Source organism: Pseudomonas sp. yb_9 (assembly GCF_043103635.1).
Classification (GTDB): Bacteria; Pseudomonadota; Gammaproteobacteria; order Pseudomonadales; family Pseudomonadaceae; genus Aquipseudomonas; species Aquipseudomonas monteilii.
Genome location: NZ_JBICKA010000113.1, coordinates 1 through 15425, shown reverse-complemented (window position 1 = coordinate 15425; position 15425 = coordinate 1). Strand labels below are relative to the sequence as shown.

The following is a 15425-nucleotide window of genomic DNA, read 5'->3' as shown; positions in this document are numbered from 1 at the left end:
AAAATTATTGAATAAGTAGTTGATTTACTTGATCAGGCCGGTATAATGGCCGGCCTGATACAGCGTTACAGGTCAGTAGCTCAATTGGCAGAGCGACGGTCTCCAAAACCGTAGGTTGGGGGTTCGATTCCCTCCTGACCTGCCATTTCACCTCGGTGTGATGGCTTTCTTCTTACAGGATCCTCCTCGATGACCCCCAAAACTGAAGCCCAAGAATCGCGTTTTGATCTGTTCAAGTGGCTGGCTGTAGTGGCTTTGGTGGTTGTTGGTGTTGTGGGTAATCAATATTACTCCGCCTCTCCAATCCTGTATCGCGTTCTCGTTCTTCTCGTCCTGGCTGCTGTCGCGGGCTTTGTAGCTCTGCAGACTGCGAAGGGCAAGTCGTTCTTTGCGCTGGCGAAGGAAGCTCGTACCGAGATTCGTAAAGTCGTGTGGCCGACCCGCCAGGAAACCACCCAGACCACGCTGATTGTCGTGGCTGTCGTGCTGGTTATGGCACTGCTGCTGTGGGGGCTCGATTCCCTGCTCGGCTGGGCGGTCTCCTTGATCGTTGGCTAAAGGTGTCCCGTGGCTAAGCGTTGGTATGTTGTGCATGCTTACTCGGGTTACGAGAAGCATGTAATGCGCTCCCTGATCGAGCGCGTCAAGCTGGCTGGCATGGAAGACGGTTTCGGCGAGATCTTGGTCCCGACCGAAGAAGTCGTCGAAATGCGCAACGGCCAGAAGCGCAAGAGTGAGCGTAAATTCTTCCCTGGCTATGTATTAGTCCAGATGGAGATGAACGAAGGGACTTGGCACTTGGTCAAGGATACCCCTCGTGTGATGGGCTTTATTGGTGGCACTGCAGACAAGCCTGCGCCGATCACCGATAAAGAAGCTGAGGCTATCCTGCGTCGCGTTGCCGACGGTAGCGACAAGCCGAAGCCGAAGACGCTGTTCGAGCCAGGTGAAGTGGTTCGAGTCATTGACGGTCCGTTCGCTGACTTCAATGGTAGTGTCGAAGAGGTTAACTACGAGAAGAGCCGTCTGCAGGTTGCAGTGCTCATTTTCGGTCGCTCTACCCCGGTAGAGCTCGAGTTCAGCCAGGTCGAAAAGGTCTAGGCGGACGAAGCATCCCATACCCCGCAGCCCTGTGTGCTGCGGGGTTTTGTCGTCACTGGGATAAAACGCAAGTCATCCGGGGAGCCAACAGGCGTTTGTACCCGATTTTGGAGTAGCTCATGGCTAAAAAGATTCAGGCTTACATCAAGCTGCAAGTTAAGGCCGGCCAGGCCAACCCAAGCCCACCCGTTGGTCCAGCACTGGGTCAACACGGTGTGAACATCATGGAATTCTGCAAGGCCTTCAACGCCCGTACCCAGGGTCAAGAAGCCGGCCTGCCGACTCCTGTGATCATCACTGTTTACAGCGACCGTAGCTTCACTTTCGAGACCAAGAGCACCCCTGCCTCGGTTCTGCTGAAGAAAGCTGCTGGCCTGACCAGTGGTTCGGCTCGCCCGAACACCGTTAAAGTCGGTACCGTTACCCGTGCTCAGCTGGAAGACATCGCGAAAGCCAAACAGGCTGACCTGACTGCCGCTGACCTGGACGCTGCTGTACGCACCATCGCTGGCTCTGCCCGCAGCATGGGCCTGAACGTGGAGGGTGTGTAATGGCTAAGCTGACCAAACGCCAAAAGGCAATCGCCGAAAAAATCGAAGCAGGCAAGGCCTACAACTTCGAAGAAGCGGCAACTCTGCTGGCCTCGCTGCCTGCTGCCAAGTTCGTAGAGTCCTACGACATCGCCGTTAACCTCGGTGTTGATCCGCGTAAATCCGACCAGGTCGTACGTAGCGCTACTGTGCTGCCACACGGCACTGGCAAGACCGTTCGCGTTGCTGTCTTCACCCAGGGTCCAGCTGCTGAAGCCGCTCTGGCTGCCGGCGCCGACCGCGTAGGTATGGACGACCTGGCTGCCGAAATGAAAGGCGGCGACCTGAACTATGACGTTGTCATCGCATCGCCTGATGCCATGCGCGTTGTAGGTCAGCTGGGTCAGGTTCTGGGTCCTCGCGGCCTGATGCCTAACCCGAAAGTCGGTACCGTAACTCCAGACGTAGCCACTGCCGTGAAAAACGCCAAGGCTGGTCAGGTTCGCTACCGCACCGACAAAAACGGTATCATCCACACCTCCGTTGGCAAGATCGGCTTTGAAGCTGGCAAGCTGAAGGAAAACGTTGAAGCCCTGATCGCTGACCTGAAGCGTATCAAGCCAGCTTCCTCGAAAGGTATCTACGTCAAGCGCGTTACCCTGAGCACCACCATGGGCCCAGGTCTGGTCATCGATCAGAGCTCGCTGAACGTGTAAGAACATGGTGGTGTGACCTGTCACGCCACCAGCAAAAATTGGGGTCCCTGCCTGGCGGGGGCTATCCAAGACCGTAGGCGGCGCAAGCCTTAAAACATCAGCCCACGCAGATGGTGCTCCCGATTCGTTACCGAATCAGACACCAAAACGACATCAGGCTTCGGCCAGGTGAAACGGTAAAAACCAGGAGTAAACCCGTGGCAATTAAACTCGAAGACAAGAAGGCCATCGTCGCTGAAGTCAACGAGGCTGCCAAAGTCGCTCTGTCCGCTGTCGTGGCTGATGCCCGTGGTGTGACTGTAAGCGCAATGACCGGACTCCGTAAAGAGGCCCGCGAAGCTGGCGTTTACGTACGTGTTGTACGTAACACCCTGCTGAAGCGCGCTGTTGAAGGCACCGAATTTTCGATCCTCAACGACGCGTTCAAAGGCCCGACCCTGATTGCTTTCTCCAACGAACACCCGGGCGCTGCCGCTCGTCTGTTCAAAGAGTTCGCCAAGGGTCAGGACAAGTTCGAGATCAAGGCAGCTGCGTTTGACGGCAATTTCATTGCAGCGAACCAGATCGACGTGTTGGCTACCCTGCCGACCCGCGACGAAGCTATCGCAAAACTGATGAGCGTGATCCAAGGCGCCACCAGCAAGCTGGCTCGTACTCTGGCAGCCATTCGCGACCAGAAAGAAGCTACCGCCGCCTAAGGCGCGCGAACTCTTTCAAAATCATACGTTTAATTTGATGGCTGCGTAGGCTGTCACCCCAATACAGGATTTAAGTCATGTCTCTGACTAACGAACAAATCATCGAAGCAATCGGCCAGAAAACCGTTCTGGAAGTTGTTGAGCTGATCAAAGCGATGGAAGAAACCTTCGGCGTTACCGCTGCTGTTGCCGCTGCTGGCCCAGCTGCTGCTGCTGCCGTTGTTGAAGAGCAGACCGAGTTCAACGTTGTTCTGGTTGAAGCCGGCGACAAGAAAGTGAACGTGATCAAAGCCGTTCGCGAACTGACCGGTCTGGGCCTGAAAGAAGCCAAAGAGAAAGTCGATGGCGCTCCTCAGGTTGTAGCTGAAGGCGTTTCGAAAGAAGCCGCTGAAGACGCTAAGAAGAAGCTGGAAGAAGCAGGCGCTAAAGTCGAGCTGAAGTAATCTCGACCTTGCGATGCCAGCCTGAGCGTTGAGCGAAGGGCTGACGGCTGGTGGCTTACGCCACCGGCCTTTTTCCGTTATTGGTGGTCGGTCAGGCCGGCCCCGATAACAAGCTGCAAGACACCCATGTGGGTGGCGCAAACCAAGGGGTTTGCACGATTTTCTGGCTGCTCCCGCCGGGAGAAGCCAAACAAGCAGGTGACCAAGCTGGGGAACGCTGATGGCTTACTCATACACTGAGAAAAAACGTATCCGCAAGGACTTTAGCAAGTTGCCGGACGTCATGGATGTGCCTTACCTCCTGGCCATCCAGCTGGATTCGTATCGCGAATTCCTGCAAGCGGGAGCATCCAAGGATCAGTTCCGCGACGTCGGCCTGCACGCGGCCTTCAAATCGGTATTCCCGATCATCAGCTACTCCGGCAATGCTGCCCTGGAGTACGTAGGCTATCGCCTGGGCGAACCGGCCTTCGATGTGAAGGAATGTGTCCTGCGTGGCGTGACCTTCGCGGTCCCACTGCGGGTCAAGGTGCGCCTGATCATCTTCGACAAGGAATCGTCGAACAAAGCGATCAAGGACATCAAAGAGCAAGAAGTCTACATGGGTGAAATCCCCCTGATGACTGAGAACGGTACCTTCGTTATCAACGGTACCGAGCGTGTGATCGTTTCCCAGCTGCACCGTTCGCCTGGTGTGTTCTTCGACCACGACCGTGGCAAGACCCACAGCTCCGGCAAGCTGCTGTACTCCGCTCGCATCATCCCTTACCGCGGCTCCTGGCTGGACTTCGAGTTCGACCCGAAGGACTGCGTGTTCGTGCGTATCGACCGTCGCCGCAAACTGCCGGCTTCGGTGCTGCTGCGCGCCCTGGGCTACAGCACTGAAGAAGTGCTGAACACCTTCTACACCACCAACGTGTTCCACATTTCCGGCGAAAAACTCAGCCTGGAACTGGTGCCTCAACGTCTGCGTGGTGAAGTTGCAGTCATGGACATCCATGACGAAACCGGCAAAGTCATCGTCGAGCAAGGCCGCCGTATTACCGCGCGCCACATCAACCAGCTCGAAAAAGCCGGCGTCAAGCAGCTGGACGTTCCAATGGAATACGTCCTGGGCCGGACTACCGCCAAGGCCATCGTGCATCCGGCTACCGGCGAGATCCTGGCCGAATGCAACACCGAGATGACCACCGAACTGCTGATCAAGGTCGCCAAGGCACAGGTTGTCCGTATCGAGACCCTGTACACCAACGACATCGATTGCGGTCCATTCATCTCCGACACCCTGAAGATCGACACCACCAGCAACCAGCTGGAAGCTCTGGTCGAGATCTACCGCATGATGCGTCCAGGCGAGCCGCCAACCAAGGATGCAGCCGAGACCCTGTTCAACAACCTGTTCTTCAGCGCCGAGCGTTACGACCTGTCCGCCGTTGGCCGCATGAAGTTCAACCGTCGTATCGGTCGTACCGAGATCGAAGGTTCGGGCGTGCTGAGCAAGGAAGACATCGTCGAGGTGCTGAAGACCCTGGTCGATATCCGTAACGGCAAAGGCATCGTTGACGACATCGACCACCTCGGTAACCGTCGCGTACGTTGCGTTGGTGAAATGGCCGAGAACCAGTTCCGCGTTGGCCTTGTGCGTGTAGAGCGCGCGGTCAAGGAACGCCTGTCGATGGCGGAAAGCGAAGGCCTGATGCCGCAAGACCTGATCAACGCCAAGCCGGTTGCGGCGGCGGTGAAAGAGTTCTTCGGTTCCAGCCAGCTGTCCCAGTTCATGGACCAGAACAACCCGCTCTCCGAGATCACCCACAAGCGCCGTGTCTCTGCACTCGGCCCTGGCGGTCTGACCCGTGAGCGTGCCGGCTTCGAAGTCCGAGACGTACACCCGACCCACTACGGCCGTGTGTGCCCGATCGAGACCCCTGAAGGTCCGAACATCGGTCTGATCAACTCCCTGGCAGCCTATGCCCGCACCAACCAGTACGGCTTCCTGGAAAGCCCGTATCGCGTGGTGAAGGAAGGCGTTGTCAGCGACGACATCGTGTTCCTGTCGGCCATCGAAGAAGCTGATCACGTTATCGCCCAGGCTTCGGCCGCGATGAACGAGAAGAAGCAACTGATCGATGAGCTGGTAGCGGTTCGTCACCTGAACGAATTCACCGTCAAGGCGCCGGAAGACGTCACCCTGATGGACGTTTCGCCGAAGCAGGTTGTTTCCGTTGCTGCCTCGCTGATTCCGTTCCTCGAGCACGACGACGCCAACCGTGCATTGATGGGTTCGAACATGCAGCGTCAGGCTGTACCAACCCTGCGTGCCGACAAGCCGCTGGTAGGTACTGGCATGGAGCGCAACGTTGCCCGTGACTCCGGTGTCTGCGTGGTTGCTCGCCGTGGTGGTGTGATCGACTCGGTCGACGCCAGCCGTATCGTTGTTCGCGTTGCCGACGACGAAGTGGAAACCGGCGAAGCAGGTGTGGATATCTACAACCTGACCAAGTACACCCGTTCGAACCAGAACACCTGCATCAACCAGCGTCCGCTGGTGAGCAAGGGCGACAAGGTTCAGCGTGGCGACATCATGGCCGACGGCCCGTCCACCGACATGGGTGAGCTGGCACTGGGTCAGAACATGCGCATCGCGTTCATGGCGTGGAACGGCTTCAACTTCGAAGACTCCATCTGCCTGTCCGAGCGTGTGGTTCAGGAAGACCGCTTCACCACCATCCACATCCAGGAACTGACCTGTGTGGCGCGTGACACCAAGCTTGGCCCAGAGGAAATCACTGCGGACATCCCGAACGTGGGTGAGGCTGCACTGAACAAACTGGACGAAGCCGGTATCGTCTACGTGGGTGCCGAAGTCGGCGCTGGTGACATCCTGGTTGGCAAGGTCACGCCAAAAGGCGAAACCCAGCTGACTCCGGAAGAAAAACTGCTGCGCGCAATCTTCGGTGAGAAGGCCAGCGACGTTAAGGACACCTCCCTGCGTGTGCCAACCGGCACCAAGGGTACCGTCATCGACGTACAGGTCTTCACCCGTGATGGCGTAGAGCGCGACAGCCGCGCCCTGGCCATCGAGAAGATGCAGCTGGACGAGATCCGCAAGGACCTCAACGAAGAGTTCCGCATCGTCGAAGGCGCAACCTTCGAGCGTCTGCGTTCTGCCCTGAACGGCCAGGTGGTCGACGGTGGCGCGGGCCTGAAGAAAGGCACCGTGATCACTGACGAAGTGCTGGACGGTCTGGAGCACGGCCAGTGGTTCAAACTGCGCATGGCTGAAGATGCACTGAACGAGCAGCTGGAAAAGGCTCAGCAGTACATCGTCGACCGTCGCCGTCTGCTGGACGACAAGTTCGAAGACAAGAAGCGCAAGCTGCAGCAGGGCGATGACCTGGCTCCGGGCGTACTGAAGATCGTCAAGGTCTACCTGGCAATCCGCCGTCGCATCCAGCCGGGTGACAAGATGGCCGGTCGTCACGGTAACAAGGGTGTTGTCTCGGTCATCATGCCGGTTGAAGACATGCCGCACGATGCCAACGGTACTCCGGTCGATGTCGTATTGAACCCGCTGGGCGTACCTTCGCGTATGAACGTTGGTCAGATCCTTGAAACCCACCTGGGCCTGGCGGCCAAGGGCCTGGGCGAGAAGATCGACCGCATGCTCGAAGAGCAGCGCAAAGCCGCTGAACTGCGCGTGTTCCTGACCGAGGTCTACAACGAGATCGGCGGTCGTCAGGAAAACCTCGAAGAGTTCACCGACGCAGAGATCCTGGCTCTGGCCCACAACCTGAAGAAAGGCGTGCCGATGGCTACCCCGGTCTTCGACGGTGCCAAAGAGCGTGAGATCAAGGCAATGCTGAAACTGGCTGATCTGCCAGAAAGCGGCCAGATGGTGCTGTTCGATGGCCGTACCGGCAACAAGTTCGAGCGTCCTGTGACCGTTGGTTACATGTACATGCTCAAGCTGAACCACTTGGTGGACGACAAGATGCACGCGCGTTCCACTGGTTCCTATAGCCTGGTTACCCAGCAGCCGCTGGGTGGTAAGGCGCAGTTCGGTGGTCAGCGTTTCGGGGAGATGGAAGTGTGGGCGCTGGAAGCATACGGCGCGGCATACACCCTGCAAGAAATGCTCACAGTGAAGTCGGACGACGTGAACGGCCGTACCAAGATGTACAAGAACATCGTGGATGGCGATCACCGTATGGAGCCGGGCATGCCCGAGTCCTTCAACGTGTTGATCAAAGAGATCCGTTCGCTCGGTATCGATATCGATCTGGAAACCGAATAACACGTGACGCGAAGGGGAGTGGGGCAGGTAATGCCCGCTCCCTGCTCCGCCAGGAGGAAAGGCCTTGAAAGACCTACTGAATTTGCTGAAAAACCAGGGTCAAGTCGAAGAGTTCGACGCCATCCGCATCGGTCTGGCGTCGCCTGAAATGATCCGTTCGTGGTCGTTCGGTGAAGTTAAGAAGCCGGAAACCATCAACTACCGTACGTTCAAGCCTGAGCGTGACGGCCTGTTCTGCGCCAAGATCTTTGGCCCAGTCAAGGACTACGAGTGCCTGTGCGGCAAGTACAAGCGCCTCAAGCACCGCGGCGTAATCTGCGAGAAGTGCGGCGTTGAGGTTGCCCTGGCCAAGGTTCGTCGTGAGCGCATGGCGCACATCGAACTGGCCTCGCCGGTAGCCCACATCTGGTTCCTGAAGTCGCTGCCGTCCCGTATCGGCCTGCTGATGGACATGACCCTGCGTGACATCGAGCGCGTGCTCTACTTCGAGAGCTATGTCGTTATCGACCCGGGCATGACCACCCTGGAAAAGGGCCAGCTGCTGAACGACGAGCAGTACTTCGAAGCGCTGGAGGAGTTCGGTGACGACTTCGACGCCCGCATGGGTGCCGAGGCTGTCCGCGAGCTGCTGCACGCTATCGACCTGGAGCACGAGATCGGTCGCCTGCGCGAAGAGATTCCGCAGACCAACTCGGAAACCAAGATCAAGAAGCTGTCCAAGCGTCTGAAGCTGATGGAAGCTTTCCAGGGCTCGGGCAACCTGCCTGAGTGGATGGTCCTGACCGTCCTGCCAGTGCTGCCGCCGGACCTGCGTCCGCTGGTTCCGCTGGATGGTGGCCGCTTCGCGACTTCCGACCTGAACGACCTGTATCGTCGGGTGATCAACCGTAACAACCGTCTGAAGCGCCTGCTGGATCTGTCGGCGCCGGACATCATCGTGCGCAACGAAAAGCGCATGCTGCAGGAGGCGGTCGACGCCCTGCTGGACAACGGCCGTCGCGGTCGCGCCATCACTGGCTCGAACAAGCGTCCGCTGAAGTCCCTGGCCGACATGATCAAAGGTAAGCAAGGTCGCTTCCGTCAGAACTTGCTCGGTAAGCGTGTGGACTACTCCGGCCGTTCGGTAATTACCGTAGGCCCGACCCTGCGTCTGCACCAGTGCGGTCTGCCGAAGAAGATGGCTCTCGAGCTGTTCAAACCGTTCATTTTCGGCAAGCTGGAAATGCGTGGTCTGGCGACCACCATCAAGGCCGCTAAGAAGATGGTCGAGCGCGAGCTGCCAGAGGTGTGGGACGTTCTTGCCGAAGTGATTCGCGAACACCCCGTACTGCTCAACCGTGCACCTACCCTGCACCGTCTGGGTATCCAGGCCTTTGAACCGGTTCTGATCGAAGGTAAGGCTATTCAGCTGCACCCGCTGGTCTGTGCTGCGTACAACGCCGACTTCGACGGTGACCAGATGGCCGTTCACGTGCCGCTGACGCTGGAAGCCCAGCTCGAAGCGCGCGCGCTGATGATGTCGACCAACAACATCCTTTCGCCAGCCAACGGTGAGCCAATCATCGTTCCGTCGCAGGACGTTGTACTGGGTCTGTACTACATGACCCGTGAAGCCATCAACGCCAAGGGCGAAGGTCGCGTGTTTGCCGACCTGCAGGAAGTCGACCGCGTATTCCGCGCCGGCGAAGCTGCCCTGCACGCGAAAATCAAGGTTCGTATCAACGAAACCGTGAAAGAGCGTGATGGTTCGGTGGTCAAGAACACCCGCATCGTCGACACCACCGTCGGCCGTGCGCTGCTGTTCCAGGTTGTACCGGCAGGTCTGCCGTACGACGTGGTCAACCAGCCGATGAAGAAAAAGGCGATCTCCAAGCTGATCAACCAGTGCTACCGCGTGGTTGGTCTGAAAGAGACCGTTATCTTCGCTGACCAGTTGATGTACACCGGTTTCGCTTACTCGACCATTTCCGGCGTTTCCATCGGTGTTAACGACTTCGTTATCCCGGACGAGAAAGCCCGCATCATCGGTAACGCTACCGACGAAGTGAAGGAAATCGAGAGCCAGTACGCCTCCGGCCTGGTAACCCAGGGCGAGAAGTACAACAAGGTCATCGACTTGTGGTCGAAGGCGAACGATGAAGTGTCCAAGGCGATGATGGCCAACCTCTCGAAAGAGAAGGTCATCGACCGCGAAGGCAAAGAAGTCGAGCAAGAGTCCTTCAACTCGATGTACATGATGGCTGACTCGGGTGCGCGGGGTTCCGCAGCCCAGATCCGTCAGCTGGCCGGTATGCGTGGTCTGATGGCCAAGCCGGACGGCTCCATCATCGAGACGCCGATCACCGCGAACTTCCGTGAAGGTCTGAGCGTACTTCAGTACTTCATCTCGACTCACGGTGCTCGTAAGGGTCTGGCGGATACCGCCTTGAAGACTGCGAACTCCGGTTACCTGACTCGCCGTCTGGTAGACGTTGCCCAGGATCTGGTCGTTACCGAGATCGACTGCGGCACCGACCAAGGCCTCCTGATGACTCCGCACATCGAAGGCGGCGACGTTGTCGAGCCACTGGGTGAGCGTGTATTGGGTCGTGTCATCGCCCGTGACGTGTTCAAGCCAGGCACCGAGGACGTTATCGTTCCGGCCGGTACCCTGGTTGACGAGCAGTGGGTCGAGTTCATCGAGCTGAACAGCATCGACGAAGTGATCGTGCGTTCGCCGATCAACTGCGAAACCCGCTATGGCATCTGCGCCAAGTGCTACGGTCGCGACCTGGCTCGCGGTCACCAGGTGAACATCGGTGAAGCTGTCGGCGTTATCGCTGCACAGTCGATCGGTGAGCCGGGTACCCAGCTGACCATGCGTACGTTCCACATCGGTGGTGCTGCAAGCCGTACTTCGGCTGCCGACAGCGTCCAGGTGAAGAACGGCGGTATGGTGCGTCTGCACAACCTGAAGCAGGTTGAGCGTGCCGACGGTAACCTGGTTGCCGTATCGCGTTCGGGCGAGCTGGCCATTGCCGACGAATTCGGCCGTGAGCGTGAGCGTTACAAGCTGCCTTACGGTGCGGTGATTTCGGTCAAGGAAGGTGAGAAGGTCGAAGCTGGCGCCATCGTCGCCAAGTGGGACCCGCACACCCACCCGATCGTTACCGAGCTGAAAGGTACCGTGACCTTCGTGGGCATGGAAGAAAACATCACCATCAAGCGTCAGACTGACGAACTGACCGGTCTGACCAACATTGAAGTGCTGGACGTCAAGGATCGCCCTGCCGCAGGCAAGGAAATCCGTCCGGCAATCAAGATGGTCGATGCTGCTGGCAAGGACCTGTACCTGCCAGGTACCGACGTACCTGCCCAGTACTTCCTGCCGGCCAACGCCCTCGTTGGTGTAGCTGACGGTGCCCAGATCGGTGTTGGTGACGTTATCGCGCGTATCCCGCAAGAAACGTCGAAGACCCGTGACATCACCGGTGGTCTGCCGCGCGTTGCCGACCTGTTCGAAGCGCGTCGCCCGAAAGAAGCCTCGATTCTGGCTGAAGTCAGCGGCACCATCGCATTCGGTAAAGAGACCAAGGGCAAGCGTCGCCTGGTCATCACTCCGACCGACGGTAGCGATCCGTACGAAGAGCTGATTCCAAAGTGGCGCCACCTGAACGTCTTCGAAGGTGAGCAGGTAAACCGTGGTGAAGTTATTTCCGACGGCCCGAGCGACCCGCACGACATCCTGCGTCTGCTGGGTGTGAGCGCGCTGGCGAAGTACATCGTCAACGAGATCCAGGACGTTTACCGTCTGCAAGGCGTGAAGATCAACGACAAGCACATCGAGACCATCCTGCGTCAGATGCTGCGCAAGGTCGAGATCTCCGAGTCGGGCGATTCCAGCTTCATCAAGGGCGACCAGATGGAACTGACCCAGGTACTGGTAGAGAACGAGCGTCTCGCCGGCGAGGACAAGTTCATCTCCAAGTTCACCCGCGTGCTGCTGGGTATCACCAAGGCGTCGCTGTCGACCGAGTCGTTCATCTCCGCGGCTTCCTTCCAGGAAACCACCCGCGTACTGACCGAAGCGGCGGTAACCGGCAAGCGCGACTACCTGCGCGGCCTGAAAGAGAACGTGGTCGTGGGTCGTTTGATCCCGGCTGGTACTGGTCTGGCCTACCACAGCGAGCGCAAGCGTCGCCGTGATGCCGACAAGCCGCTGCGTGTGAGCGCCAGTGAGGTGGAAGCCGCACTGACCGAAGCGCTGAACTCCAGCGGTAACTAAGTACAGGGCAGGGCCCCGGCAAGCCTCGAACGACCGTCGGTGACATGAAATGTTGCCGATGATCGGGCGGGGAGGGCCGGGGCCTCGTCTTGACTGGGTGCAAGATCCTCTTTAGACTTTTGTACCCTTAAATTTGGTGAGGCTCCGTCTCGCCAATTTTTGGCTTTCTTGCAAGACAATAGAGTCGCAAGACAATCAGTGGAGCTAGTAGATGGCAACTATCAACCAGCTGGTACGTCAGCCGCGTAAGCGTTCGGTCGAGAAGTCCGACGTTCCTGCGCTGCAGAACTGCCCGCAGCGTCGTGGCGTGTGCACCCGTGTGTACACCACCACGCCGAAAAAACCTAACTCGGCACTGCGTAAAGTATGCCGCGTGCGTCTGACCAACGGTTTCGAGGTTTCCTCGTACATCGGTGGTGAAGGCCACAACCTGCAAGAGCACAGCGTCGTCCTGATCCGTGGCGGCCGTGTAAAAGACTTGCCAGGTGTTCGTTACCACACCGTTCGCGGCTCTCTGGATACTTCGGGCGTTAAAGGCCGTAACCAGGGTCGTTCGAAATACGGTACCAAGCGTCCGAAGTAATCGGCCGTTTGCAGACATCCATTTTTTTGAGTCGATAAGAGTAAGGTCGGGCAGGGGTCGAAGACCCACGTCCCGGGCTAACCTGAAGACCGTTTGAGGGCTTATCATGCCAAGACGTCGTGTAGCAGCAAAACGTGAGATCCTTGACGATCCGAAGTACGGATCCCAGATCCTCGCCAAGTTCATGAACCACGTGATGGAAAGCGGCAAGAAGGCTGTAGCCGAGCGCATCGTTTACGGTGCCCTGGATACCGTCAAAGCACGCAAGAACAGCGACCCCCTGGAAATCTTCGAGAAAGCTCTCGACGCCATCGCTCCGCTGGTCGAAGTTAAGTCCCGTCGTGTTGGCGGTGCCACTTACCAGGTTCCGGTTGAAGTTCGTCCATCCCGTCGTAATGCTCTGGCAATGCGCTGGCTCGTAGACTACGCCCGTAAGCGCGGCGAGAAGTCGATGGCTCTGCGCCTGGCCGGCGAACTGCTGGATGCTGCTGAAGGCAAGGGTGCTGCAGTCAAGAAGCGTGAAGACGTGCACCGTATGGCCGAAGCCAACAAAGCGTTCTCGCACTACCGCTTCTAATTCAAGCATCAATCTTTTCGCGAGGGCTTTATGGCTCGTACTACAGCAATTAACCGCTACCGTAACATCGGTATCTGTGCCCACGTTGACGCGGGCAAGACCACCACTACCGAGCGGATCCTGTTCTACACAGGTCTGAGCCACAAAATGGGCGAGGTGCATGACGGCGCCGCGACCACCGACTGGATGGTGCAGGAGCAGGAGCGCGGTATCACCATTACCTCCGCTGCCGTTACCACTTTCTGGAAAGGTTCCCGTGGTCAGTACGACAACTACCGCGTAAACGTCATCGATACCCCCGGCCACGTTGACTTCACCATTGAAGTAGAACGTTCGCTGCGCGTACTCGACGGCGCCGTCGTCGTATTCTGCGGTACCTCCGGCGTTGAGCCACAGTCCGAAACCGTATGGCGTCAGGCCAACAAGTACGGCGTTCCACGTGTTGTTTACGTGAACAAAATGGACCGTGCCGGCGCTAACTTCCTGCGCGTCGTCGGTCAGATCAAAAACCGTCTGGGTCACACCCCGGTTCCGATCCAGCTGGCTATCGGTGCGGAAGACAACTTCCAGGGTCAGGTTGACCTGATCAAGATGAAAGCCATCTACTGGAACGATGACGATAAGGGCACCACCTATCGCGAGGAAGATATTCCTGCCGATATGCTGGAGCTGGCTGCAGAATGGCGCAACAACATGGTTGAAGCCGCCGCCGAAGCCAGCGAAGAGTTGATGAACAAGTACCTTGAAGAAGGTGAGCTGTCGGTCGAAGAGATCAAAGCAGGCCTGCGTGCGCGCACCCTGGCTAGCGAGATCGTGCCGGCTGTCTGCGGTTCGTCCTTCAAGAACAAGGGTGTTCCCCTGGTTCTCGACGCTGTTATCGACTTCCTGCCTGCTCCGACCGAGATCCCGGCGATCAAGGGTATCCACCCTGACCTGATCGACGTGCCTAAGGACGAAGTCAAGCCAGAGCAATTTGACGAGCGTCATGCTGACGACGACGAGCCGTTCTCGGCGCTGGCGTTCAAGATTGCCACCGACCCGTTCGTTGGTACTCTGACCTTCGTTCGCGTCTACTCGGGCTTCCTGACCTCCGGTGACTCCGTCATCAACTCGGTTAAGGGCAAGAAAGAGCGCGTTGGTCGTATGGTGCAGATGCACGCCAACCAGCGTGAAGAAATCAAGGAAGTACGTGCAGGCGACATCGCTGCTCTGATCGGCATGAAGGACGTCACCACCGGTGACACCCTGTGCAACGCCGACAAGCCGATCATCCTCGAGCGTATGGACTTCCCTGAGCCTGTGATTTCGCTCTCCGTAGAGCCGAAAACCAAGGCTGACCAGGAGAAGATGGGTATCGCACTGGGCAAGCTGGCTCAGGAAGACCCGTCGTTCCGCGTCAAAACCGACGAAGAGACCGGTCAGACCATCATCTCCGGTATGGGTGAGCTGCACCTGGACATCCTCGTTGACCGTATGAAGCGCGAGTTCAACGTCGAAGCCAACATCGGCAAGCCGCAGGTTTCGTACCGCGAGAAGATCACCAAGTCCAACGTCGAGATCGAAGGCAAGTTCGTTCGTCAGTCGGGCGGTCGTGGTCAGTTCGGTCACTGCTGGATCCGTTTCTCGGAGCCAGATCAGGACGAAAAAGGCAACATCACCGAAGGTCTGGTGTTCGCTAACGAAGTCGTTGGTGGTGTGATTCCTAAGGAATACATCCCTGCGATCCAGAAGGGTATCGAAGAGCAGATGAAAAACGGCGTTGTTGCCGGTTATCCTCTGATCGGCCTGAAGGCCGCGGTATTCGATGGTTCGTACCACGACGTCGACTCCAACGAAATGGCGTTCAAAATCGCTGCTTCGATGGCAACCAAGCAACTGGCCCAGAAGGGTGGTGGCGTGGTTCTCGAGCCGATCATGAAGGTCGAAGTTGTAACCCCGGAAGACTACCTGGGTGACGTGATGGGTGACCTGAACCGTCGTCGTGGTCTGGTACAGGGTATGGATGAGTCGGTCTCTGGCCGTGTCGTCCGCGCTGAAGTTCCGCTCGGAGAGATGTTCGGTTACGCAACCGACGTTCGTTCCATGTCTCAGGGTCGCGCAAGCTACTCCATGGAATTCTCCAAATACGCCGAAGCTCCGTCGAACATCGTCGAAGCACTCGTTAAAAAACAAGGCTAATCCCCTTTAGGCAAGAGGTTCACTGTCGTGGCTAAAGAAAA

At 57.7% G+C, this 15425-nt stretch carries 11 protein-coding genes and 1 tRNA gene; all 12 read left to right on the top strand.

The window, feature by feature from the left end; all coding sequences use genetic code 11:
- Positions 1-69 precede the first annotated feature (69 nt).
- The 12 genes from ACF8MI_RS28205 (at position 70) to fusA (ending at position 15384) form a co-directional block, all read left to right on the top strand.
- Positions 70-145 (top strand) — tRNA-Trp (locus ACF8MI_RS28205).
- 44 nt (positions 146-189) lie between these two features.
- Positions 190-558 carry a preprotein translocase subunit SecE gene (gene secE, locus ACF8MI_RS28200; protein ID WP_003255502.1) on the top strand — a complete coding sequence of 123 codons (369 nt, stop codon included), beginning with the start codon at positions 190-192 and terminating at the stop codon, positions 556-558.
- Between the two features lie 9 nt (positions 559-567).
- A complete protein-coding gene (gene nusG / locus ACF8MI_RS28195) occupies positions 568-1101 on the top strand; it encodes a transcription termination/antitermination protein NusG (protein WP_003255501.1) in 534 nt (177 codons plus the stop codon).
- 119 nt (positions 1102-1220) lie between these two features.
- Complete coding sequence (gene rplK / locus ACF8MI_RS28190) at positions 1221-1652, top strand: 50S ribosomal protein L11 (RefSeq protein WP_003255500.1); 432 nt, start codon at positions 1221-1223, stop codon at positions 1650-1652.
- Positions 1652-2347, top strand: coding sequence for a 50S ribosomal protein L1 (gene rplA, locus ACF8MI_RS28185; protein WP_060501592.1), 696 nt, complete (start codon positions 1652-1654; stop codon positions 2345-2347). Before rplK ends, rplA begins: the two co-directional genes overlap by 1 nt.
- Positions 2348-2544: 197 nt before the next feature.
- Positions 2545-3045, top strand: coding sequence for a 50S ribosomal protein L10 (gene rplJ / locus ACF8MI_RS28180; RefSeq protein WP_016715872.1), 501 nt, complete (start codon positions 2545-2547; stop codon positions 3043-3045).
- Positions 3046-3122: 77 nt separating this feature from the next.
- A complete protein-coding gene (gene rplL, locus ACF8MI_RS28175; protein ID WP_003255496.1) occupies positions 3123-3488 on the top strand; it encodes a 50S ribosomal protein L7/L12 in 366 nt (121 codons plus the stop codon).
- Between the two features lie 220 nt (positions 3489-3708).
- Positions 3709-7782 (top strand): DNA-directed RNA polymerase subunit beta, encoded by a 4074-nt coding sequence (rpoB, locus tag ACF8MI_RS28170; protein ID WP_016715871.1) that lies wholly within the window; start codon positions 3709-3711, stop codon positions 7780-7782.
- 64 nt (positions 7783-7846) lie between these two features.
- Positions 7847-12046, top strand: a complete 4200-nt coding sequence (gene rpoC / locus ACF8MI_RS28165) for a DNA-directed RNA polymerase subunit beta' (protein ID WP_016715870.1) — start codon at positions 7847-7849, stop codon at positions 12044-12046.
- Positions 12047-12257: 211 nt separating this feature from the next.
- Positions 12258-12629, top strand: a complete 372-nt coding sequence (rpsL, locus tag ACF8MI_RS28160) for a 30S ribosomal protein S12 (protein WP_003255492.1) — start codon at positions 12258-12260, stop codon at positions 12627-12629.
- Positions 12630-12735: 106 nt separating this feature from the next.
- The gene (gene rpsG / locus ACF8MI_RS28155) at positions 12736-13206 is read left to right on the top strand and encodes a 30S ribosomal protein S7 (RefSeq protein WP_003246741.1); all 471 of its coding nucleotides are present in this window, start codon (positions 12736-12738) and stop codon (positions 13204-13206) included.
- A 30-nt stretch (positions 13207-13236) separates the two neighbouring features.
- Positions 13237-15384 (top strand): elongation factor G, encoded by a 2148-nt coding sequence (gene fusA / locus ACF8MI_RS28150; RefSeq protein WP_060501590.1) that lies wholly within the window; start codon positions 13237-13239, stop codon positions 15382-15384.
- Positions 15385-15425: the final 41 nt, after the last annotated feature.